We start from the raw sequence: 21720 nt of genomic DNA on the forward strand, positions 1-21720 counted from the left end.
GGATGCTGTTGGCAATAGCCGCACTGGGGGTCGGTCTCCTCCTCTTCCTGATCATCAAGGTCAGACTCCAGCCGTTCGTGGCCCTGCTGGTCGTCTCCATCGCCGTGGGGCTGGGATCGGGCCTCTCCGTCACCCAACTCTTCGGCACCGTCCAGAAGTCGGACGCCGTCCCGCTCCTCGAAGCGGGCATGGGCGGCACCCTCGGCCACGTCGCCGTCATCATCGGACTCGGCACCATGCTGGGCTCCGTCCTGGAGGCCTCGGGCGGCGCCCAGGCGCTGGCCGGCCGCCTGCTGACGCTCTTCGGAGAGCGTCGCGCACCGTTGGCGATGGGCCTGACCGGGGTGCTGTTCGGCATCCCGGTCTTCTTCGACGTGGGCATCTTCGTCCTGGCCCCGGTGGTGTACGCGACGGCACGGCGCGGGGGCGGATCGATCCTGCGGTACGCGTTGCCCATGCTGGCCGGCCTCTCGATGACCCACGCCTTCCTCCCACCCCACCCCGGCCCGGTCGCGGCGGCGGGCCTGCTGCACGTGGACCTGGGCTGGGTGGTCCTGATGGGCGCGCTGACGGGCATACCGGCGGTGCTGGCGGCGTGGGCGTACGCGGCGTGGATAGCGAGGCGCGTGAACGTCCCGATACCGGAGGGGGTACTGGAGGAGCAGATCCCCGCCCCACAGGAACAACAGGAACAGCAGGAACAGCAGGAACAACCGGTGCCGCTGGCCGTGCTGTTGACGGTGATAGGCACCCCACTGCTCCTCATCCTCCTCTCGACGTTCTCCTCGGTGACGCTGGCTCCCGGGACGGCACGCTCGGTGCTGGAGTTCTTCGGGCACCCCTTCGTGGCGCTGACGATCGCGCTGTTCCTCGCCTACTGGCTGCTGGGCTTCCGGCGCGGCTGGTCGCGGGCGTCGCTGGAGGCGCTGTCGACGGCGTCGCTCAAGCCCGTCGGCAACATCCTGCTGGTCGTGGGCGCGGGCGGGATCTTCGGCGCGGTCCTCAAGGCGGGCGGCGTGGCCCAGGCGGTGGCGGACCTGTGCGACACGGCGGGCCTGCCGGTGGTGGTGCTGGCGTGGCTGCTGTCGGCCGCGTTGCGGGTGGCGCAGGGTTCGGCGACGGTGGCTATCGTGACGACGGCGGGCATCGTGTCCCCGGTACTGGCGGCGGCCCACCCGTCCCCACCGCACGCCGCCCTGGTGATCGTGGCGATCTCGGCCGGCTCGGTCTTCGCCTCGCACGTGAACGACGGGGGCTTCTGGATGGTGGCGAAGTACTTCGGCATCCCGGAGCGGGAGACGCTGCTGTCGTGGACGGTGCTCGAATCGGTGCTGTCGGTCGCGGGGTTCGGGGCGGCGGGGGTGCTGAGCCTGCTGGTGTGACGCAGGCTTGTGCCGCAGGCTACGGGCCTGGTGTGGGCCGGACTTCGAAGCCCGTCAGGCCCTGCGGGGGTTCGTCGTTCGCCTCGACCGACCGGACGTCGGCGCGGGCGGGGCCGTGGTGGGACCACCGGACCATGCGGTCGACGGCTTCCGCGGGGCCTTCGAAGACGGCCTCGACAGTGCCGTCGGACCGGTTGCGTACCCAGCCGGCCACGCCGTGTGCCTGGGCCTCGCTGCGGCAGGTGTCCCGGTAGAACACGCCCTGGACCAGGCCGGAGACGGTGACGCGTTTGCGGATCATGCAGACAACTCTGCCCTCGTTTGCGCCCTCGGGCGACCTGCGTAGCGTGGAAGGGGTACGCGCACGACCATGCAGGGAGTGTGAATCAGATGACCGCATTTGCCAGACTTCTCGGCGCGGCTGCTCTGGCCGCCGTGCTCTCTGTGGCCCTGGGCGGTGTCGCTTCGGCGTCCGACCCGCTTCCGCCGACCCCGACGCTGCCGACATTGCCGACGTTGCCGGTGCCACTGCCGCAGTTGCCGTCGCTCTGAGCGCCCCGCCTTCCGTGTCCTGCCTCTTCGGCCACGGCCGGAGAGGCATCAACATCTCCACCGCAGAGCCGGGTTGACACCTTCAAGCACATCGCCTCACCATCTGGGCCATGGCGTGGGGGCGGGTCGCGCGCGGCCGCGCGACGCACAACGCGGTGCGCGGGGCCACTGTGCACGGGCCTGTGATCCAGGCCGGGACGATCACCGGTTCGGTGCACATCGGGCTGCCGCCGCCTCCGAGGCCCAAGGCCGTGCTGGACGATGCCGCGGATCGGCTCGCCGATTCGCTGCGCAAACGGTGGCGGAGCGAAGAGCAGCGGTGGAGGGTGCAGGATCCGGTGCCGTTGGCGGGGCGATTGCCGTGGTCGGTGGGCGCCTTTCTCGACGACGCCCACCGACGCGGCGTGCTGCGCCAGGCCGGTGCCGTCTACCAGTTCCGGCACGCCCGGCTGCAGGACCGCCTCAGCGGGCGCGCTCAGGAGGCGGAGGCGAAGGCCTGCTCCAGGCGCGGGATGTAGTCCTCCAGGTCACGGGCCCAGCAGTAGCCGTTGTGGCCGCCGTTGCAGTTCGGGGCCCAGTTGGCACCGTTGCCGTAGTCCACGTAGTAGGAGGGCATTCCGATGGCGTCCATGTTGTCCTTCACGTGCTTGGACGCACCTTCGAGCCAGAATTCCGGTTCGACGGGATTGCCGTTGCCGTTCCCGACGTAGATCGAGACGCCGACGTCCTTGCCCTTCAGCCTGTCCATGTGGCGGGACGGATCGACGTCGTTCCATTTCCGGTCGGCGTTGAATACCGGGTACGGCGAGCCGAAGAGGGCGTCGCTCGACACGGTCGGGCCGAAGGGGCTGTTGCAGTCGCCGATGATGTTGCCGCAGAACGCGCCGAGGCCGTTGGTGAGCGAGGCGACGACGGCCAGGCGCAGGTCCATGGAGTCGACGGACAAGTCGATGTCACCGGACAACGAGGCGGTCTGGCTGAACAGTTCGGGGTGGTCCTGGGCGTAATGGAAGGCGCCGAAACCGCCCATGGAGACGCCCGCCACGGCCCGGCCCTTCTTGGCCGCGATCGTGCGGAGGTTGGCGTCGATGAAGGGGATCACCTGGTCGATGTGGAAGTTCTCCCAGTTCTGCGCGCCGGCGGCGGTGTCCTGGTCACGCCAGTTGGCGTACCAGCCGCGCCGGCCGCCGTCAGGGATGACCGTGATCATCGACTTGGTCTTGAAAAAGGCCGGAACACCCTGGTGGCTCGGGTCGTCCGGTGAGCCGTGGAGGAAGTACAGCACCGGGTAGCGCTTGGCCGGATCGGCGTTGTAGTCGCTCGGCAGGATGATCCGGACGGGGTGAGTGTCGGCGACTTGGGGTGTCGTCACGGTGACGGTGAAGTCGTTGGCGGTGCCAGTGGCGGAGCCGACCTGGGTGAGGCCGTATCCGTCGGCCAGGACCGGCGGGCCCGGGGCGGGCTCGGCCGCCTGGGCCGGGGCTGTTCCGAGTATCGGTATGAGGGACAGCCCGAGGGCTGAGACGAGCACGGCGAGCCTTCTGATCACGCTGCGCCTCCTGACGCTTCTGGGGACGTCAGTGAGGAGGGCCGCGGCGAGGATTCGGTTGCCGGGACGGCGGTGACGACCATGCCCTTCAGGCCACCAGCTGGGGAGCTGGCCGGAGTTGGTGGTTCCGGTGGCGAAAACCATGAAAATTTGGCTGGGGGGATCGAGGTTTGTGCCGTCGGAGTGGGGGTTCCGGTTAGATCGACAGTGTGCCTGTGCGGATGGCCGTGACGAACTCCGCCCAGGCGGCGGCCGGGACGTGAAGGGTTGCCCCGCGAGGGGCGGTTTTGCTGTCCCGTATGGAGGGTATTCGGGCCGGTTTCCATTCGAGGCAAGTGGAGTCGGGGTGCTCGCCGTTGCCGCTGTAGCTGGACTTGATCCATTCGGTGCTCATGAGGGCAGTTCCTTCAAAACGGTTTCGATGAACGCTGCAGAGTCGCTCGGCGGCAAGGCGTACGACCTGAGCAGATCGAACCTCCTGCTGTGCCGAGTAACGCGGTCCTGATCCTCGAACAACTCCGTCGCGGTGATGCCCTCTTCGCAGGCGATCACGGTGCCGTCGCCCAACGTGAAGAGCGTCAGATGGCCGCCGAGGAGAGCGTGTCCGCCGTGAGCAAAGGGGAGGACCTGGAGCACGGTTGTCGGAGTGTCCACGGTCGAGAGTAGAGCAGAGAGCTGTGCCCTCCAGACCTCAGACCCACCGATCGGCCGTCGCAGGACGGCCTCATCCACAATGTAGGAGAAGTCTGGGGGCGGGTCAGCTCGCAGAAGCCCATGGCGGGCCATTCGGGCCGCCACCCACTCTTCGATTTCTTCCTCTGATCTCCTGGGGTCGTTGAGGCGGCGGATGGTGCGGGCGTAGTCCCGTGTCTGGAGAAGGCTTGGCACCAAGCTTTCCGCGTATTGCCGGATCCCGATGGCCTTGGTCTCTACCTCGGTCAAGCGCTCGTACTTGTCCGGATGCGAGCACCGCAGCGCCAACCCATACAGCAGCTTGAAGATCCCGTCCGTCCCGAACACCGCATCCAGCTTCTCCGCCAGCCCCGGCGGCGGCATGTGTTCCGCGACCTCGATCCGTGCCAGGTGGCTGCGGCTGTAGCGGACGATCTGGGCCAGTTTCTCCAGGCTCATGCCCGCCCGTTCGCGGTGGCGGCGGAGTTCCGCGCCGAACGCGTGCCGGGGCGACCGGTCCGGCTTCAGCTCACGTCCTCGTCGTGCCATCCGCAGAGCTCCCCGATCTCCCAAGGTCCCGGCCGGGATACGAACCCTCTTCCGGAGCGTAGGGACTGGCCGCAACCCTGGTGACACACCCATCAGTTGAACCCACGTACGAGGTACCCCCATGCCGTCATCCGTCCCGCCACCCCTGCCGACCCGTCGCCGTCCCGCGCCGTGTGCGGAGTGCCGCCGTATCCGGGCGGCGTACCACGACGCGTCCCGCGACGGGAATCACGCCGCCGTCCAGTGGTGCATCGAGGAGATGGGGCGCCATCACCGTGCCGTCCACTGATGATGGTGAAACCGGCCAAGTTCACCGACACTTGTGACCGGTTCATTGCCGTCCGGCCCCACCCGCACCAACAATGCACACGTCGAAATGCACACGTCAAAACGTGCTGCACGTTCTCTCGGAGAGGAACCAACCCCCCATGAGACGACCTCTCGTTGGTGCGCTCACCACGCTGCTCTTCGCCGGCGCGACCGCCATCGGCACCGGTACCGGCGCCGCCTCGGCGGCGCCGCGGGATGCCGGGACCGTCGACTTCGCCGGAACCGTCGCACTGAGCAACTGCTCCGGATCGCTGCTCCGGATGCCGAGTTCGGCCGACAACGACCCCGCCCTCGTGATGACGAACGGCCACTGTCTGGAGACGGGCATGCCGGACCCCGGCACGGTCGTCACCGACCAGCCGTCGTCCCGTACGTTCAAGCTCCTGAACTCGTCCGCGGGCGAGGCCGGCACGCTGCAGGCGACGAAGGTCGCGTACTCGACGATGACCGACACCGACGTGACGTTCTACGAGCTGAACGCGACCTACGCGCAGATCAAGCAGCAGTACGGGATCGACGCGCTGAACCTGTCGCCCGACCACCCGGTCACCGGCACCGCCATCAAGGTCGTCTCCGGGTTCTGGAAGAAGACCTACTCCTGCAACGTGGACGGGTTCGTGCACGAGCTGCACGAGGCCGGCTACGTCTGGAAGGACTCGGTGCGCTACACCTCCACCTGTGACGTCATAGGGGGCACCTCCGGCTCCCCGGTCGTCGACGCGTCCACCGGCAAGGTGGTCGCGATCAACAACACCGGGAACGAGAACGGCGAGCAGTGCACGATGAACAACCCGTGCGAGGTCGACGAGAACGGCAACGTCACGGTGCACCAGGGCACGAACTACGCCGAGGAGACCTACGGGATCACCAAGTGCTTCGGCACCGGCAACAAGCTGGACCTCGGGCTGCCGGGCTGCACGCTGCCGCAGCCGGGCGGGACCGACGAAGGTGACAACGCGGTGCGTTCCGCCGCGCACCACGCGTAGCGTCCGTTCACCGTCCGTCCGCCCTGCTCACCATCGGTGAGCAGGGCGGAAGTTTTTCTCTCCTCCCCTTGACGTCGGTCAAATGGGGAGGAAACTGGAATTTACACCAGACAACCGGTGAGAGCCGCACCAATCGGTGGAGACGTCCATCGGTCCGAGTGACCCCCATCTCGGCAAACTGGCTAGGCCCCCGGAAGGGCGCACATCGAGGACTGGGCAGTCGACGACGATCGAAGCTCAAGAAGCGGTGTGGGGCGCCGGGGGCTGACGTATGTCAGGGGCCGGGTCAGGACAGGCCGTGGACGTGCGGTCCGACCCCGTTGGACCAGGTGTTGCCCGCCGCCGCGTCCCAGTTGGTGGACCAGGTCATGGCCCCGCGCAGGTCGGGATAGGTGTGCGGCGGCTTGAACGTGCCGCAGTTCGTCCCCTTCGTCAGGCAGTCCAGCGCGGCGTTCACCACCGACGGGTCCACGTAGCCGCTGCCCGCGCCGCGCGGCGAGGCGGGGAGGCCGAGGCCCACCTGGGACGGTGCGAGGCCGCCCTCCAGCTGGGTGCAGGCCAGGGCGGTGAGGAAGTCGACGGAGCCCTGTGCGTAGACCTGGCCGTCGCAGCCGTTCATGGAACCGCTGTTGTAGAACTGGGTGTTGACGACGGTCAGGATGTCCTTGATGTTGAGCGCCGTCTGGAAGTACGAGGCCGAGGTCGACTGCATGTCGATCGTCTGCGGCGCCATGGTGATCACCAGCTTGCCGCCCGCCTTTCCCGACAGGGAGCGCAGCGCCTGGCTCATGTAGGTGGGGTTGAGGCCGTTCTCCAGGTCGATGTCCACGCCGTTGAAGCCGTACTTCTGCATGAGGGCGTAGACGCTGGAGGCGAAGTTCTCCGCCGAGGCGGAGTCGCTGACCGACACCGCGCCCTTCTCCCCGCCGACGGAGAGGATCACGGACTTGCCGGCCGCCTGCTTGGCGGCGATGTCCGCCTTGAACTGCGCGTCGCTGTACTTCAGGGCGGGGTCGAGGGTGAAGTCGACGGCGCCGGGTGTGGTGGTGGCGTCCGCGAAGGCGACGGCGATGATGTCGTACTGGTCCTGGACGTCGCTGATCTTCTGGACGGTCGCGCCGTTGTCGAAGTTCTGCCAGTAGCCGGTGACCGCGTGCTTCGGGACGGTGCCCGGGTTGCCGCCGGTGCTCGCGGACGTCGTGGCGGTGACCTGCGCGGACTTGGCGGATTCGCCCGCCGCGTCCGTCGCGCTGACCTGGAAGGTGTACGCGGTGGAGGGGGACAGGCCGCCGGCCACGGCCGAAGTGCCGGTCACCGACTGGATCTTGGTGCCGCCCTGGTAGACGTTGTAGCCGGTCGCGTGGGCGGCCGGGTTCCAGGACAGGGTCACGGACGACGAGGTGACGGTCCCGGCCGTCAGCCCGCCGGGGGCGTCCGGCACCGGGTCGCCGGGATTGCCGCCGCCGGGGCCGGTGAGGGTGATGTCGTCGGCGAAGTAGGGCGGTTGGCCGTACCAGCCGTGGGTGTAGACGGTGACGGTCGTCGTGTTCGGGCCCGTCGTGAAGTTCGTGGTCAGCTGCTGCCAGCTGCTCGCGCTCGGGGTCCAGGTCGAGACGTCCGTGGTGCCGGTGCCGCTCGCGCCGAGGTAGACGTACGAGCCCTGGACCCAGCCGCTCAGTGCATACGCGGAGTTGGGCCGGACGCTCACGGTCTGCGAGCACTGGGCGTCGTCGGAACCGGCGGGCGTGGCCTTGAGGGCGGCCGAGCCGCTGTGCACGGGGGAGGCGGTCGTGGTGCCGCTGTCGCCCGTACAGGACCAGCCGGACAGTCCCGACTCGAAGCCCGGGTTCGTGAGGAGGTTGCCGCCGTCCGCACGGGCCGCCGTGCCGGCGGCGGTCAGGCCCGCAACGCCCAAGGTCAGGGCGGCGAGGAGGCCGGCGGAACGGCGGCTCCTCCTTTTGTGTCTGGATATGACGTGCACTACTGCCTCCGGTGGGAAGGGAGTTGGAGTGGTTATGGGGGGTATCGAGGGGTAGGGGTGTGCAGGAACGGTGGCCACCGTTAGCGCGTGAGGATGGTCTAGTCCAATACGTTCGTCAAGGGTTTCGGGGAACGGTTCTCAGCCGCTCCCAACACGGATAAAGTGCGGAGGCACCACAGCACCACAAGCCCCCGCGGCCGGAGTGAACGGGGAAGCCGACGTGCCGATTGCGATAGCGGTCACCAGTTCCGACCTGGTGCTGCCCGCGCCGGACGGTCCCGCTCCCACCGCTGCCGTCCTCCGGCCGCCGCAGGAGCAGCCGTTGGAGGCGGCCGTCGCCGAGGCGGGTGCGCTGCTGGAGCAGGGCGGCCACCTCGTCGTGCTCTACCCGGACTCCCTGGACGCCGCCCACGTGCGGCGGCTGCACGCCGTCCGCTCGCTGCTGGAGAGCGACCGCGTCGCTCTTCTGCCCGTCGCGCTGCCGCCGCTCGCCGTCGCCGTACTGGCCCGGCAGTTAGGGCAGTTGTCGGCCTCCGACCTGAGCCCCGGAGTGCTCGCCTCCGCTCCCCGGCTGCTCGCCCACTACATCCACACGGGCGCCGAGCTCGCGGGTACGAGCGGCATCGCCCGCCTCGACCGGGTGAATGTGGGGCTCGGCAGTCACCTCGCCGCCCTCCTGCCCGGCACCCGCTTCGGCGTGCTCGTCCACCCCGTGCCGGCGCTGCTGCGCACCGGGGGCGCCACCGGGCGGGCGGCCGTGCCCGAGGGGCCGGGCTTCGCGACCACGCTGACCGTCGCCCGCAGCAGGCCGTGCCGGGAGCCTGCCCGGGACTGGGTCACCTGCACCCTCGCGCTCGCCTGGAAGGTGCGCGGCGTGCAGGAGGTCCAGCCGCTGCCCGCGGAGTCCCGGCGCTGGTGGGGCACGCAGCGGGCCGTGGAGTTCGCCGCCGCGATCCCCGACCCCTCGGTGCTCTACCAGCTCGTCTCCTCCGTGCGGCGGGAGGAGTGCCACTGGTGCGGGCGCGAACTCATCGGCGACCGCTGCGGGTTCTGCAACGCGCCCCTCGCGCGCGCCGGGAGCACCCCCGCCATCGGGCCGCCGGCCCGGGCCCGTACCGCCATCGCCGCCGCCGCTCCGAACAGCCGCTGACCGAGCTGAACGAGGTTCGCCGTCCCCATGAATTCACGCCAGCGCCGCGGGATCGTCCTCCTGGTCCTGTCGGCCCTCTGTGCCGCGGGCGCCTTCGCCGGGGTGTTCGTGGTCGTCCACGACGCCGAGTCCAAGGTAGGGCCCGAGGTCACCGCGTACCGGCTGCGGACCGACGTCCCCGCCTACCGCACGCTCGACGGCGGCGAGTTCGAGCGGATCTCGATGCCGCGGCGCTGGCTGCCGGCGACGGCCGTCACCGACCTCGACGAGGTGAACGGGAAGATCGCCGTCACCCCGCTGCAGCGCGGCTCGCTGCTGCAGAGCGACATGATCGTGGCACGGCCGGCGCTGAGCCCGGGGCAGCAGGAGATCGCCATCATGATCGACGCGGCGACGGGCGTCGCCGGGAAGATCAACCCCGGGGCGCGGGTCAACATCTACGCCACCTTCGACGGCAAGGACCAGGGCCAGGGCGCCAAGCCCGTCTCCAAGGTGATCGTCAGCGGCGCCCGGGTCATGGACGTCGGCAAGCTCACCCCCCTGGACCGGGACCGCGACGGCGGTGGCGGCGGCGGGGCGACGGTCCGCAGGGCCGGCGACGCCGTGCCGATCACCTTCGCGCTCGACACCAAGGACGCGCAACGCGTCGCCTACGCCGAGTCGTTCGCCTCCCACGTACGCCTCGCCCTCGTCGCACCCGGCGGCGACGACGGCGTCGGCAGCGGCGACCGCACCTACACCCTCGACGGCGACAAGTAGAGGCAGGGCCACGGTGACGATCCGAATCCTCCCCGCCATCGGCGACCCGGAGACCGCGCGGTCCGTCTGCGGGCTGCTCGGCCAACTGCCCGGCGTGGAGCCGCTGCAGACCGCCGCCGACTCGACGCGCCTGCTGGACGCGCTCACCGCACTGGCGGCGGCCTCGGTGCGGGAGCTGCCCGAGGTCGTCCTCGTCCACGAGCGCATCGGGCCCGTGCCCGCCCTCGAACTCGTCCGGGAGATCGCCCTCCGCTTCCCCGCCACCGGCGTCGTCCTCGTCGCGGCCGACGCCGGACCGGCGCTGTACGCGGCCGCCATGGACTGCGGCGCGCGGGGGCTGGCCGCGCTGCCGCCCTCGTACGACGAGCTCGGGGCGCGGGTGCAGGCCGCCGCGCACTGGGCGACCGGGGTGCGGCAGCACCTGGGGGGCGGTGCACCCGCGTACCCCGCGGACGACGGCCCCGTCGGCGGGCGGCTCGTCGCCGTCGTCGGGGCCAAGGGCGGCGTCGGGACGACCGTGACCGCCGTCCAGCTCGCCCTCGCCGCGTGCGCCGCCGGGCGCAGCGTGGCCCTGGCCGACCTGGACCTGCAGTCCGGCGACGTCGCCTCCTACCTGGACGTCCAATTCCGCCGCTCCGTCGCCGACTTGGCGGGCATCGCCGACATCTCTCCCCAAGTCCTGCAGGACGCGGTCTTCCCCCACCCCACCGGCCTGGGCCTGCTGCTCGCCCCCGCGGAGGGGGAGCGCGGCGAGGAGGTCGGCGACCACGCGGCACGGCAGGTCGTGGCGGCGCTGCGCAGCCGGTACGAGGTGGTCGTCGTGGACTGCGGCACGCAGATCACCGCGGCGGGTGCCGCGGTGATCGAGACGGCGGACGTGGCGCTGCTGGTCACCACGCCGGACGTGGTGTCCGTGCGGGCCGCCAAGCGGATGGTGCGGCTGTGGGAGCGGTTGCAGATCCGGAAGGCGGAGGAGACGACGACGGTGGTCAACCGCTATGCGCGGCACGCGGAGATCCAGCCGCCGCTGGTGGCCCGCACGACGGGCACGGCGACGGCGCGGACGACCGTCCCCGCGGCCTTCCGCGAGCTGCGGGGTGCCGTGGACTCCGGCCGCATGCAGGACCTGGACCCGCGGTCCGGGGTGCGGCAGGCGCTGTGGGCGCTGGCGGGGGAACTGGGCCTGGCGGCGCCGGTGCGCCGCCATCGCGCACTGGGCCCCGCCCCCCGGCGCGGCGGCGGCACGGGCCCGGACCAGCTGCTCCCGGTGCCGGCCACCCCGCCGTCGCCCCCGGGCCGCTTCCGGCGGCGCGGGGGAGGCGACCGCGGCCAGCTCGCCGTGGAGTTCGCGGGCCTGCTGCCGCTGATCCTGGTGGCGCTGGCGGTGGTGTGGCAGTGCGTGCTGGTCGGCTACGCGTATTCCCTTGCGGGGCATGCGGCGGACCGGGGGGCGCGGGCGGGCGCGGTGGGTCGCGACTGCGCCGCGGAGGCGCGGGCCGTGTTGCCGGGCGGATGGAGCGCCACCCCGCGGTGCGGGGCCACCCCGGACGGGGTGGCGATTGCGGATGTCTCGCTGAAGGTTCCGGTGCTGGTACCGGGGGTGCTGGACTGGCCGTGGCAGGTAAGGAGTTCGGCCGGCGCGGTGAGGGAGGACTGACGTGGTGGCCGTGGGGTGCGCCCCGAAGGGGCGCGGGGAACTGCGCGAGCAACCACGAACGACCCGCACCCGTACGACCAAGGGGGCGCACCCCGCAAGGGGCGCGGGGAACTGCGCGACCAGCCGCCGACGGCCCGCAGCCGACAGCGGATCCGCCTCCGTCGAGTTCCTCGGGTTCCTGCCGTTGTTGCTGATCGTGGCGCTCTGCGCCATCACGCTGGGACTCGCCGCCTTCGCCGCCCAACAGGCGGCGACCGGCGCCCGCGCAGCGGCTCGTACCGCCACCCTCGACGACCCCCGCACCTCGCCGGAGGCGGCCGCGCGCAGCGCGATGACCGGGTGGGTCGGCGCACGGGCCGCCGTACGGGCGGGACAGTGCCCGGGCGCGGCAACGGCCACGGTCACCGTCACCGTCCCCGCCGTCGTCCCCGGCACCGGCTTCCACGTCACCAGGCACGCCACCATGCCCTGCCCCGCAGACACGGCGGAGGCCGGCCCATGAGCTTACGGGCCCGTATCGGCACCCCCGAAGTCCCGGACGCCGGGCGGGAGTCCGGGCATCTCGTGCCCGTCTACCGGGCCCGGCTCCTGGAGGAGATCGACCTCGCCGAGATGTCCTCCCTCGCCACCGCCGAGCGCCGCACCCGCCTCGAACGCGTCCTCGGGCACATCATCAGCCGCGAGGGCCCGGTCCTCTCCACCGCGGAGCGGGACCGGCTCATCCGCCGCGTCGTCGACGAGGCCCTCGGCCTGGGCGTCCTGGAGCCGCTGCTCGAGGACCCGTCGGTCACCGAGATCATGGTCAACGGCCCCGACCAGGTCTTCGTCGAGCGGGCCGGCCGCGTCGAGGCCGTCCCCGTGCGCTTCGCCTCCGCCGAGCAGTTGATGCAGACCATCGAGCGCATCGTCTCGACCGTCAACCGCCGCGTGGACGAGTCGCACCCGATGGTGGACGCCCGGCTGCCGAGCGGCGAGCGCGTCAACGTCATCATCCCCCCGCTGGCGCTCAACGGCCCCACCCTCACCATCCGCCGCTTCCCCCGCGCGTACACCCTGCGGGAGCTGATGGGCCTGGGGACGCTCGACGAGCAGACGCTGCTCCTGCTCTCCGCGCTCGTCCGGGCCAGGTTCAGCCTCGTCGTCTCCGGGCCGACGGGCTCCGGCAAGACGACGCTGCTCAACGCGCTCTCGGGACTGATCCCGGAGGGCGAGCGCATCATCACCGTCGAGGACGCGGCCGAGCTGCAGCTGCAGCAGACGCACGTCATCCGCCTGGAGTCGCGCCCGCCGAACGTCGAGGGCAAGGGCCGCATCACCATCCGCGACCTCGTCCGCAACTCCCTGCGCATGCGCCCCGACCGGATCATCGTCGGCGAGGTGCGCGGCGGGGAGACGCTCGACATGCTCCAGGCCATGTCCACCGGCCACGACGGCTCGCTGGCCACCGTGCACGCCAACAGCGCGGAGGACGCGCTGCTGCGGCTGCGCACGCTCGCGTCCATGTCCGAGGTGCGCATCCCCTACGAGGCGCTGCGGGACCAGATCGACAGCGCCGTGGACTGCATCGTCCAGCTCACCCGCGCCGCGGACGGCGCCCGCCGTATCACGGAGGTCGCCCTCCTCGACAGCGACGGCAGCGGCGAAAGGGGAGGCCACCGCCTCGTCACCGTCTGCCGTTTCGACGCCGAACCCCTCGGCCCGGACCGTGTCGTCCGCGGCCGCTTCACCCACCTCCCGCTCCCCGAACGCGCCGCGGAGCGGCTCCGGTTGGCGAACGAGTCCGTGCCGCCGGCGTTCGGCGTCGCCGCGTTCCCCGAAGGGCTCACGATCCGAGAGGCCAGGCAGAGGTAGCCGCACATGGACAATCTGGCACTGCTGACCGTCGGCACCGCCCTCGTGGCCGGTGCGCTGGGCATCGCGGGCGTCCGGGCGTACGCGTCCGGCCGGGAGCAGCACCGCTCGCTGGTCGACCGGCTGTCCGACGCCCCGGCCGCCGCGGCCGGCGCCCGGAGGGCCCGCCGGCTCGCCGGTCTCGACCGTTACCTGCGCACCACCCGGTACGGCAGACGGCTGGAGCTGCGCATCGCCGCGACGGGACTGCGCCTCACGGCAGGGGAGTTCACCCTGTACGCGGCGGGTGTCGCGGCCGGGCTGTGGCTGGTCGCGGCCGCCGCGCTCGCGCCGTTCTTCGGCCCGCCGGCGGGGGCGGTGGGCGTCTGGGCGGCCTTCTCGTTCCTGGGCTGGCAGCGGCGCAAACGCACCGAGAGGTTCATCGGCCAGCTGCCCGAGCTCGCCCGCATCCTGGCCAACGCCACACAGGCCGGGCTGGCGCTGCGCACGGCTCTGGGCATGGCGGCGGAGGAGATGGAGGCCCCGGCGGGGGAGGAGCTCGCGGAGGTGGCCGACCGGCTCTCGATCGGGCACTCCGTCGAGGAGGCCCTGGGCGAATTGGCCGAGCGGCTGCCGTCCCGCGAACTGATCGTCCTCGTCACGACGTTGGTGCTCTCCAACCGCGCGGGCGGCACGGTCGTCAGCTCGCTGCGCAACCTCACCGTGACGCTGGAGGAGCGCAAGGAGACGCGGCGGGAGGTGCGTACGCAGCTGTCGCAGGTGACGGTGACGGCGTACGTGGTCCCGCTGATGGGCATCGGCACGCTGCTGCTGATGGACCGCATCGTGCCGGGTTCGCTGGGCCGGATGACGGGGTCCTGGCTCGGACAGACGGCGGTGATCGCCGCGTTCGGGCTGTACGGGCTCGGCTTCTTCCTCATCCGCCGCATGTCGAAGATCGACGTCTGAGGGCGGGGGCGGACGGGCATGGGAACGGGACTCCTCCTGGCGTTGTCGGCCGCGGCCGGCGTGGCGGGCGTCTGCTACGGCGTCGCGCTCTGCCGCAGCGGGACGAAGCTGCCGCCGGACCTGGCGCTGGCCCTGGAGGTCGGCGCGACGCGCACCACGGCCGTGGGGTCCGCGGTGGACCGCCTCGGCATGCGGTACGCGCCGCTGGTGCTGCGGATGATGGGCGAGAAGCGGGTGGCGCGGGTCCGTACGCGCATCGACCGCGCGGGCAACCCGGGCGGTCTGACCGTCGACCGGTACGCGGCCCGGCGGGCGGTGTACGGGATGCTGGGCTTCGGCGGCGCGCTGGTTATGGCGCTGAAGGGACAGGTGCTGCTGGCGGTGCTGCTGGTGGTGTTCGGGCTGTTCTGGATCGAGGTCGGCATCTGGGCGGCCGTCCGCGAGCGCAGGGACGCGATCGAGCGCACCCTGCCGGACTTCCTGGACGTCCTGGCCGTGGTCGTCAGCGCGGGCCTGGGCTTCCGGCAGGCGCTGGACCGGGTGGCGGAGCGCTACGAGGGGCCGTGGGCCGACGAACTGCGCATCACCCTGCGGCAGATGGACATGGGCGTCAGCCGCCGCTCGGCCTTCGACGATCTGCGCAAGCGCAACGACTCCGAGCAGGTGGCGCGCTTCGTCACGGCGTTGCAGCAGGGCGAGGAGCTGGGCACCCCCATCGTCGACACGCTGATCGGCATCGCGACGGACATGCGCCGCACCGACGCCCAGCAGGCCCGTCGGCGGGCGGCGCGGGCGGTGCCGAAGGCCACCATGGTCATCACGACGTTCATGGTCCCGGGCACGATGATCCTGCTGATCGCGGGGTTCTTCCTGGGCTCGGGCATGGATTTCGGCGCGGTCACGGGAGGCCGGTGACCTTTCAGGACCCCTTGGCACGCCGATGGTGAGAGCGGACGACGAGAAGGGAGACCCCCGTCATGCAGCCGCCTCCGCGGGGCAGCGCATCCGCGCACGCCTCGCAGCACACCTCGCCCCATCACGCCGCCCCGTGCTCCGAACGCGCCCGGGCGGCACCGCCGGAGTTGTGTGAAGACCCTTCGCTCCTGCAACCGGATGTGGGACAGTCGGCGCGGGGAGGCCGGGGTGAGGGCTCCCCGCCGACGGAAGCGGGGTGAGGCGGATGCGGCACGGTGGTCGCCAACTCCCGCTGCCCGTAAGGCTTCTTACGGGGGAACGGTGGTGCGTGCTCTGTTCCGGGGCGGGCGTTCCGGCGTACGTTTCTCGTGCCGTGAACGGCACCGCCGGTGAAGTCGCCGATGAAGGGGAGCACGATGCGGAAGCAGCACTTAGCGCGCACGCGCACGGTCAGGGCGGTCAGGGTGCTCCGGGACGACCGGGGACAGACCTCGGTCGAGTACCTGGGCATCATCGCCGTGGTCGTCGCGATCATCCTGGTGCTGACGACCACCGACTTCGGCACCATGATCGCCACCGCCATCACCAACCAGATCTCCAAGATCACCGGTTAGACCGGCCGGGCGGCGACGCGGGGCAGGCCTTCCCCGTGTACATCACGGCGGTGGCCGCCCTGCTCTTCCTGGCCCTGGCCTTCTTCGCCGTGGGGCAGGCCGGAGCCGCCAAGAACGGCGCCCGCACCGCAGCCGACGCGGCGGCCCTGGCGGCCGCGCAGGACTACCGCGACCAGCTGCGCACGGGCCTGCTGACGGCGCTCGCCGCGGGCGCGGACGGGCAGGACTGGCTGGCCGGGCGCGGCGCCGACCGCGCCCGTGCCTGCGCGGCGGCAGCCTCGTACGCCGCCGCGAACGGCGCCCGCCGGTCCGTCACCTGCGACGAGGGCGACCGGCCGGGCTCGTTCACGGTCGCCGTCGAGTCGGCCGCGTCCGTGGGCCGTTCGGTGGTGCCGGGCACCGAGCACTTCCACGCGAAGGCCACGGCGACGGCCGTCGTGGCGCCGCGCTGCGCGGCGGGCCCCGCGGCCGGGCAACTGACCTGCGACGGAAGGGTGCTCGACGCCGACCCCCGGAAGCAGCCCCCCGGCACCGTCGTGAAGGCCGCGGACCTCTTCACCGTCCACCTCGCGAAGTGACCGGACCGACCGACGACCAGCAAAGGAACGTATCCATGACGAGGTTCCGGTTCCGCAGACGCAGGGCGCGGGCGACGCTGTCGACGGCCCTGCTGATATCCCTGGCGGCGCTGACCGGTTGCGGGAGCGACGACGGAAAGGGGGACGCGGCCCCCGCCGCGGCGTCCTCCGCCCGGCCGGTGTCGGGGCCCTCCGGCGCGAACGGGCCCGCCCCGAACGCGACGGCGGAGTCCATCGGCGAGATCAAGGGCCCCGACGGGGTCGTGGTCTCCCTCACCTCCGCGACCCGGGACAAGGGCGGCTTCGTCACGGTCAACGGGACGGTGATCAACCGGGGTTCGAAGCCCTTCACCCCGCTGACCTGGCGGTCCAAGGAGACGGCGATGAAGTCCCAGTCGTCGGTCTCGGGCGCCTCGCTCATCGACGAGGCGGGCCGCAAGCGCTACCTCGTACTGCGGGACACCGACGGCGAATGCCTGTGCACCACGGGCCTGGTCACCATCCGCCCCGGCGAGAGCCGTCCGCTCTTCGCACAGTTCCCCGCGCCGCCCGACTCCGTCACGGAGGTCGACTTCCAGCTGCCGGCCATGCCGTCCGCCCACATCAAGCTCTCGGGGTGAGCACACCGTGCCGACACCACTGCGGGTCCGCTGCGGCACCGTCCTGGCCGCACTCCTCATCGGCACGGCAGCCGTCCCCTCCGCACACGCCGACACCGGCCCCGGCAGCCCCGCCGACACCACCCCTCCCGTGAAGCTCGACCCCGGCGCGCACGGCCTCAGACTCCGCCCGGGGGCGAAGCTGGCGCCCGGGCGCGTCCTGGACATCAAGTCCGTGGTGGAGACGGACGGCGGCACCGAGCGCCGCGAGGACACCAACGCGGACGTGACGTTCGCCGTGCAGGCCGAGGTCCTCTTCGACAAGGACAGTTCGGGCCTGGGCGGCGCGGCGGACACCCGCATCAAGGAAATCGCCGACGAGGCGCGCCGCCAGCACGCCACCACCATCCGCATCTTCGGCTTCACGGACAACCTGGGCTCTCCCGAACACGGGGTGGACCTCTCCAAGGAACGGGCCCTGTCGGTCCAGCGCCAACTCGCCGACCAGCTGGGCTCGTCGGCGGTGAGCTACCAGATCCGCGGCTACGGGGAGGACTACCCGATAGCGGACAACTCGACGGAGGAGGGCCGCAGAAAGAACCGCAGGGTGGAGATCAGCTTCCCGAGGGGGAGCGCCTCGTAGCGGGGTGCGCCCCGTCAGGGGCGCGGGGCTGTGTCGATATGCGGCTCCGCCGCGTGGGCGCGACCAGCCACAGACTGCCCGCAGCCTCAGGGCTACGCCCGAAATCGCCCCCACCCCGGCAGGGGAACCGGCAGGATGGGCCTCCGGGGCAAGGGAGGCGGGAGATGAGGGGCGGGATCGTCGTCATTCTGGCCGCAGTGGGCGTGCTGGCGGCACCGCCGGGCGGCCAACTGCCCGCCTACACGATGGCCCCGGGCGCCCAGGCGGTCCGCGGCGCCGGCACCGCGGACACGGCCCCGCAACTGCGCCCGGGCACCGGCACGTACACCGACAGCATCGCCCCCGGCGAGAAGAAGTACTACGCGGTCGCGCTGGACGACGAGTCCAGCGCGTACGTCTCCGCCGTGGCCGCCCCGCGCCCGGGCGCGACCCTCGGCCTGCGCGACGGCATCGCGGTCTCCTTGCAGGCGGCGGACGGCACCCCCTGCGGAGCAGCCCGGCACCGCACGTTCCTGTCGGCGGGCGGTCCCTATCCGCTCGCCGACACGGCGGAGCGCGTGGTGAAGGCGGGCGGCCCGTGCCGGGCGGCGGGCACGTACCGGTTCGTGCTGGAGCGCGGGGACGCCACGGGCGGCGACCCGGCACCGGTGCCGGTCGAGCTGGCGTACATGACGGCGGAACCGGCGGACGGGCCGACGGCGCAGGGCGGTTCGCCGTCCGGGGCGGGGCACCCGATGCCGGAGGGCGAACCGCGGAAGGTGACGGGCGGCACGGGGTTCAACGACGCCGCCGAGGTGCGCGACGGCGTGTGGGCGGACGCCCTCCGCCCCGGCGAGACCCGTTTCTACCGGGTGTCGGTCGACGAGGGCGAACAGCTCTTCGCGGAAGCGGAGTTCGGAGGCCTGAGCGGCCGGACCGCCTACACGGTCAGCGGGGTGCGCCTCGGGCTGAACAACGGCACCCGCGGCTACGTGCTGAACAGGACCGGCGGCTACAGGGGCACACCGACGGAGCTCTCCCTGGCCGAGGCCCCGACCACCCTGCCCGGCTGGCAGTTCCTCCAGGTCAGCGTCAGTCCGAAGGCGGGGCGGGGGGAGGAGGCGGTGCCGGTGACGCTGCGGGTGGACGTGGCCGGTACGGCCGGGTTGTCGGCCGCCGCCGGGCAGGGGCACGGCGGGATGGGCGGCACGGCGGTGGCGGCACCGGGCCGGCCGCACAACGAGCCGCTGAGGATGATCGGTTACGCGGGCATCGGCACGGGGGCGGCGCTGCTCCTGGGCCTCGGGGCCTGGACCCTGCTGGCCCGGCGCCGAGGCTAGGGCGTCACCCGCAGGCGCACCCCAGGCCGCACCCCCCACCGCGCCATCGCCCCCGCCTCCGCCTCCAGTACGTGGCGGGCCCGGAGGCGCGGTGCGCCGAGCCGGCCCGGGGGTATCCGGGCCACGTCGAGGACGGTGAACTCCCGGTCCAGGTAGGCCACGTCGAGGGTGAAGTGCATGCCGAAGGTGTGGATGCTCCCGGCCGGGGTGAGCAGCAGCGCACCGTCGATCCCGGTCCGGCCCAGGAGTCCGCGCGTGCGTGCCCGCCAGGACGCCGCGATCTCCAGCGGGATCCCGGACGCCCCTCCTGTCACGTCGAGTTGGGGGTCGTCAGCCATGCACCCAGGTTATCCACAGGCACGGGCGAAGATTGCTCACGCGCCGTAACCTCGTTGCATGGACGCGGTGTTGATCGTTCTCGCGGCGCTGTACGGGGCCGTGGCCGGTGTGCTGCTGCCCCGTGCGCGGTACCGGCTGTGCGTGGAGCCCGGTGCGGGGTGGCGGTCGTGGGGTCCGTGCGGGCATCCGGTCGGCGGGTGGGCCGGGCGGGCGCGGTGCGGGGTGTGCGGCGAGGGGTTCGGGGTGCCGGTGCGAGCGCCGGTGGTGGTCACGGCACTGGTGTGCGCGGGGCTGGCCGCGGGCACGGGGGCGCGGCCGGAGCTGGTGGTGTGGCTGGTGGCGGCGCCGGCGGGGGTGCTGCTCGCGGCGGTGGACCGGTCGGTGCACCGGCTGCCCGACGTGCTGACGCTGCCGCTGATTGCGGGGCTGGCCGCCGGGCTGGGCCTCGCCGCGCTGATACCCGGGGCGGCCGGGTCGTGGCGCGGCGCGCTGCTGGGCGGTGCGGTGCTGGGCGGCGGCTACGGGGCGCTCTTCCTGCTGCACCCCGCGGGCCTGGGCTTCGGGGACGTGAAGCTGGCGGCGGCCCTCGGCTGTGCCCTGGGCTGGTACGGCTGGCCGGCCGTCGTGCTGGGTGCCCTCGCCGGGCTGCTGTCGGGGTCCCTCTACGGCTCGGCGCTGCTCGTGACGCGCCGGGCGGGCCGGGGCGCGGCGATCCCTTTCGGGCCGTTCCTGCTCGCGGGGGCCTGGGCGGGGGTGATCGCCGGTGGCTGGGGAGCGGTGTGAGGCGGAGCGGGGCGATCAGGTGCGGGGCATCGAGTGATCGGAAATTGCCCATCGGGGATCACGCTGCGTGTCCATCCCGGGGCGAGGCGTTGCGCGGAGCCCCTCGAATGGCTTCGCCACGTCAATCCGCCGAAAACTTTCGAAGACATTCCGGAAAGTCTCGGCGGCCGTTCTTCGGATCCGACCGCCTGACCTGTTATACGGTGTATGCCCTGCACTGGCTGGCCTTATGGGTTCCGAAGCCGCTTTGTCGACAGGCCTGTTCAAGATCAACTAAGTGGCTTCGGGTCAGCTCGCCACACGCCGTCACCCTCATCGGTGCACAAACAGAGGCCCCGGAGCGGTTATGGTGGAAACCCCCCCTCGGGCCGGTCCGTATCCCCCCCACGGACCGGCCCGTTTTCTTTCCTTCGTGTCACTCTCTGTAGGGAAGAGCGCGACCTTGGGCGACGATCGCCCGATACGGAGCCCATTCCGGAATCGACAGATCCGGAAAACGATCCGTATTCACCCCCGGCGGGCCCAGATATTGACGCCTTCCGTGCTGACGGCCAGCGCATCGATCTCCGCCAGCTCCTCCTTGGTCAGCGCCGGCGCACCGACCGCGGCCACATTGGCCTCCAGCTGGGCCACGCTGGACGCACCCATCAGCGCGGAGGTCATCCGCTCGTCCCGCAGCACCCAGGCGAGGGCGAGCTGCGCGAGGGACTGGCCGCGCCGCTGCGCGATCTCGTTCAGACCGCGCAGGCGCCGTACGACGTCCTCGCTCAGCAGGCCCGGGTCCAGCGAGGTGCCCCGCGAGGCGCGCGACCCCTCCGGGACGCCGTGCAGGTACTTGTCCGTGAGCAGGCCCTGGGCGAGCGGGGCGAAGGCGATGCAGCCCATGCCCTCCTCCTCCAGGGCGTCCAGCAGGGCGTCCCCCTCCGTCCAGCGGTTGATCATGGAGTAGGAGGGCTGGTGGATGAGGGCCGGTACGCCCATCTCGCGCAGCAGCCGGGCCGCTTCGCGGGTCTGCTCCGCGTTGTAGGACGAGACGCCCGCGTACAGCGCCTTGCCCTGCTGCACGGCGGACGCCAGGGCGCCCATCGTCTCCTCCAGCGGCGTCTGCGGGTCGAAACGGTGCGAATAGAAGATGTCGACGTAGTCGACACCCATCCGGCGCAGCGATGCGTCCAGCGACGACAGCAGGTACTTCCGCGAGCCCCACTCGCCGTACGGGCCCGGGTGCATCAGGTACCCGGCCTTGGTGGAGAGCACCAGCTCGTCGCGGTAGGGCCGGAAGTCCTGGGCGAACAGCTTGCCGAAGTTCAACTCGGCGGAACCGGGCGGCGGCCCGTAGTTGTTGGCCAGATCGAAATGGGTGACGCCGAGGTCGAAGGCGCGGCGGAGAATGGCGCGCTGCGAGTCGAGGGTGCGGTCGTCGCCGAAGTTGTGCCACAGTCCCAGGGAGACGGCCGGCAGTTTGAGGCCGCTGCGGCCCGTACGCCGGTACTCCATGGCGTCGTAGCGCGTCTCGGCCGCTCGGTACAGCAAGGGATCGGTCATGGCCATGTGCCTATCACGG

At 71.6% G+C, this 21720-nt stretch carries 22 protein-coding genes and 2 pseudogenes; 17 read left to right on the plus strand and 7 right to left on the minus strand.

Going from position 1 to position 21720, the window contains the following annotated elements:
• Nucleotides 1-2: 2 nt before the first annotated feature.
• Nucleotides 3-1382 carry a GntP family permease gene (locus ACLHRZ_RS07625; RefSeq protein WP_490417511.1) on the plus strand — a complete coding sequence of 460 codons (1380 nt, stop codon included), beginning with the start codon at nucleotides 3-5 and terminating at the stop codon, nucleotides 1380-1382.
• A gap of 19 nt (nucleotides 1383-1401) precedes the next feature.
• Here the strand turns inward: ACLHRZ_RS07625 and ACLHRZ_RS07630 are convergent, their stop codons facing one another.
• Entirely contained in the window at nucleotides 1402-1683 is a 282-nt protein-coding gene (locus ACLHRZ_RS07630) for an acylphosphatase (RefSeq protein WP_490417512.1), read from the minus strand.
• Nucleotides 1684-1772: 89 nt separating this feature from the next.
• On the opposite strand from ACLHRZ_RS07630, the gene ACLHRZ_RS07635 reads away from it, so the two are divergent.
• Together ACLHRZ_RS07635 and ACLHRZ_RS07640 are read left to right on the plus strand one after the other, a co-directional pair.
• Nucleotides 1773-1934, plus strand: coding sequence for a hypothetical protein (locus ACLHRZ_RS07635; RefSeq protein WP_490417513.1), 162 nt, complete (start codon nucleotides 1773-1775; stop codon nucleotides 1932-1934).
• Between the two features lie 338 nt (nucleotides 1935-2272).
• Nucleotides 2273-2452: pseudogene (locus tag ACLHRZ_RS07640) on the plus strand (hypothetical protein); the annotation flags it as partial.
• Here ACLHRZ_RS07640 and ACLHRZ_RS07645 read toward each other — a convergent pair.
• From ACLHRZ_RS07645 to ACLHRZ_RS07655, 3 genes are all read right to left on the minus strand, one after another.
• Nucleotides 2410-3483, minus strand: a complete 1074-nt coding sequence (locus ACLHRZ_RS07645) for an alpha/beta hydrolase (protein WP_490417514.1) — start codon at nucleotides 3481-3483, stop codon at nucleotides 2410-2412. The pseudogene ACLHRZ_RS07640 and the gene ACLHRZ_RS07645 overlap by 43 nt on opposite strands.
• Before the next feature lie 196 nt (nucleotides 3484-3679).
• Complete coding sequence (locus ACLHRZ_RS07650; RefSeq protein WP_490417515.1) at nucleotides 3680-3877, minus strand: DUF397 domain-containing protein; 198 nt, start codon at nucleotides 3875-3877, stop codon at nucleotides 3680-3682.
• Complete coding sequence (locus tag ACLHRZ_RS07655; protein ID WP_490417516.1) at nucleotides 3874-4704, minus strand: helix-turn-helix domain-containing protein; 831 nt, start codon at nucleotides 4702-4704, stop codon at nucleotides 3874-3876. Before ACLHRZ_RS07655 ends, ACLHRZ_RS07650 begins: the two co-directional genes overlap by 4 nt.
• 428 nt (nucleotides 4705-5132) lie before the next feature.
• On the opposite strand from ACLHRZ_RS07655, the gene ACLHRZ_RS07660 reads away from it, so the two are divergent.
• A complete protein-coding gene (locus tag ACLHRZ_RS07660) occupies nucleotides 5133-6020 on the plus strand; it encodes a S1 family peptidase (RefSeq protein WP_490417517.1) in 888 nt (295 codons plus the stop codon).
• Nucleotides 6021-6306: 286 nt separating this feature from the next.
• On the opposite strand, the gene ACLHRZ_RS07665 is transcribed toward ACLHRZ_RS07660, so the two are convergent.
• Nucleotides 6307-7992: a chitinase gene (locus ACLHRZ_RS07665; protein WP_490417762.1), complete on the minus strand. Its 1686-nt coding sequence runs from the start codon at nucleotides 7990-7992 to the stop codon at nucleotides 6307-6309.
• A 229-nt stretch (nucleotides 7993-8221) separates the two neighbouring features.
• Between ACLHRZ_RS07665 and ACLHRZ_RS07670 the strand changes: the two genes are divergently transcribed.
• From ACLHRZ_RS07670 to ACLHRZ_RS07725, 12 genes and pseudogenes are all read left to right on the plus strand, one after another.
• A complete protein-coding gene (locus ACLHRZ_RS07670; protein ID WP_490417518.1) occupies nucleotides 8222-9151 on the plus strand; it encodes a hypothetical protein in 930 nt (309 codons plus the stop codon).
• Nucleotides 9152-9178: 27 nt separating this feature from the next.
• Complete coding sequence (gene cpaB / locus ACLHRZ_RS07675; protein ID WP_490417519.1) at nucleotides 9179-9910, plus strand: Flp pilus assembly protein CpaB; 732 nt, start codon at nucleotides 9179-9181, stop codon at nucleotides 9908-9910.
• Nucleotides 9911-9923: 13 nt separating this feature from the next.
• On the plus strand, nucleotides 9924-11567 hold the full coding sequence (locus ACLHRZ_RS07680) for a CpaE/TadZ family protein (protein ID WP_490417520.1): 1644 nt from the start codon (nucleotides 9924-9926) through the stop codon (nucleotides 11565-11567).
• 1 nt (nucleotide 11568) lies between these two features.
• Nucleotides 11569-12069 (plus strand): TadE/TadG family type IV pilus assembly protein, encoded by a 501-nt coding sequence (locus tag ACLHRZ_RS07685; RefSeq protein ID WP_490417521.1) that lies wholly within the window; start codon nucleotides 11569-11571, stop codon nucleotides 12067-12069.
• A complete protein-coding gene (locus tag ACLHRZ_RS07690) occupies nucleotides 12066-13418 on the plus strand; it encodes a TadA family conjugal transfer-associated ATPase (protein ID WP_490417522.1) in 1353 nt (450 codons plus the stop codon). Before ACLHRZ_RS07685 ends, ACLHRZ_RS07690 begins: the two co-directional genes overlap by 4 nt.
• 6 nt (nucleotides 13419-13424) lie before the next feature.
• Nucleotides 13425-14366, plus strand: a complete 942-nt coding sequence (locus ACLHRZ_RS07695) for a type II secretion system F family protein (protein WP_490417523.1) — start codon at nucleotides 13425-13427, stop codon at nucleotides 14364-14366.
• Nucleotides 14367-14384: 18 nt separating this feature from the next.
• Nucleotides 14385-15281 carry a DUF5936 domain-containing protein gene (locus ACLHRZ_RS07700; protein ID WP_490417524.1) on the plus strand — a complete coding sequence of 299 codons (897 nt, stop codon included), beginning with the start codon at nucleotides 14385-14387 and terminating at the stop codon, nucleotides 15279-15281.
• A gap of 416 nt (nucleotides 15282-15697) precedes the next feature.
• The gene (locus ACLHRZ_RS07705; protein ID WP_490417525.1) at nucleotides 15698-15895 is read left to right on the plus strand and encodes a Flp family type IVb pilin; all 198 of its coding nucleotides are present in this window, start codon (nucleotides 15698-15700) and stop codon (nucleotides 15893-15895) included.
• A 32-nt stretch (nucleotides 15896-15927) separates the two neighbouring features.
• Nucleotides 15928-16473 (plus strand): annotated as a pseudogene (locus ACLHRZ_RS07710) (pilus assembly protein TadG-related protein); the annotation flags it as partial.
• A 35-nt stretch (nucleotides 16474-16508) separates the two neighbouring features.
• On the plus strand, nucleotides 16509-17093 hold the full coding sequence (locus tag ACLHRZ_RS07715) for a hypothetical protein (protein WP_490417526.1): 585 nt from the start codon (nucleotides 16509-16511) through the stop codon (nucleotides 17091-17093).
• A 7-nt stretch (nucleotides 17094-17100) separates the two neighbouring features.
• Complete coding sequence (locus ACLHRZ_RS07720) at nucleotides 17101-17715, plus strand: OmpA family protein (protein ID WP_490417527.1); 615 nt, start codon at nucleotides 17101-17103, stop codon at nucleotides 17713-17715.
• 164 nt (nucleotides 17716-17879) lie between these two features.
• On the plus strand, nucleotides 17880-19034 hold the full coding sequence (locus ACLHRZ_RS07725) for a hypothetical protein (RefSeq protein ID WP_490417528.1): 1155 nt from the start codon (nucleotides 17880-17882) through the stop codon (nucleotides 19032-19034).
• Here the strand turns inward: ACLHRZ_RS07725 and ACLHRZ_RS07730 are convergent.
• On the minus strand, nucleotides 19031-19372 hold the full coding sequence (locus ACLHRZ_RS07730; protein ID WP_490417529.1) for a DUF192 domain-containing protein: 342 nt from the start codon (nucleotides 19370-19372) through the stop codon (nucleotides 19031-19033). The genes ACLHRZ_RS07725 and ACLHRZ_RS07730 overlap by 4 nt on opposite strands.
• A gap of 58 nt (nucleotides 19373-19430) precedes the next feature.
• On the opposite strand from ACLHRZ_RS07730, the gene ACLHRZ_RS07735 reads away from it, so the two are divergent.
• The gene (locus ACLHRZ_RS07735; protein WP_490417530.1) at nucleotides 19431-20156 is read left to right on the plus strand and encodes a prepilin peptidase; all 726 of its coding nucleotides are present in this window, start codon (nucleotides 19431-19433) and stop codon (nucleotides 20154-20156) included.
• 507 nt (nucleotides 20157-20663) lie between these two features.
• Here the strand turns inward: ACLHRZ_RS07735 and mgrA are convergent.
• Complete coding sequence (gene mgrA / locus ACLHRZ_RS07740; protein WP_490417531.1) at nucleotides 20664-21701, minus strand: L-glyceraldehyde 3-phosphate reductase; 1038 nt, start codon at nucleotides 21699-21701, stop codon at nucleotides 20664-20666.
• Nucleotides 21702-21720 lie beyond the last annotated feature (19 nt).

The organism is Streptomyces sp. AM25 (assembly GCF_058146165.1).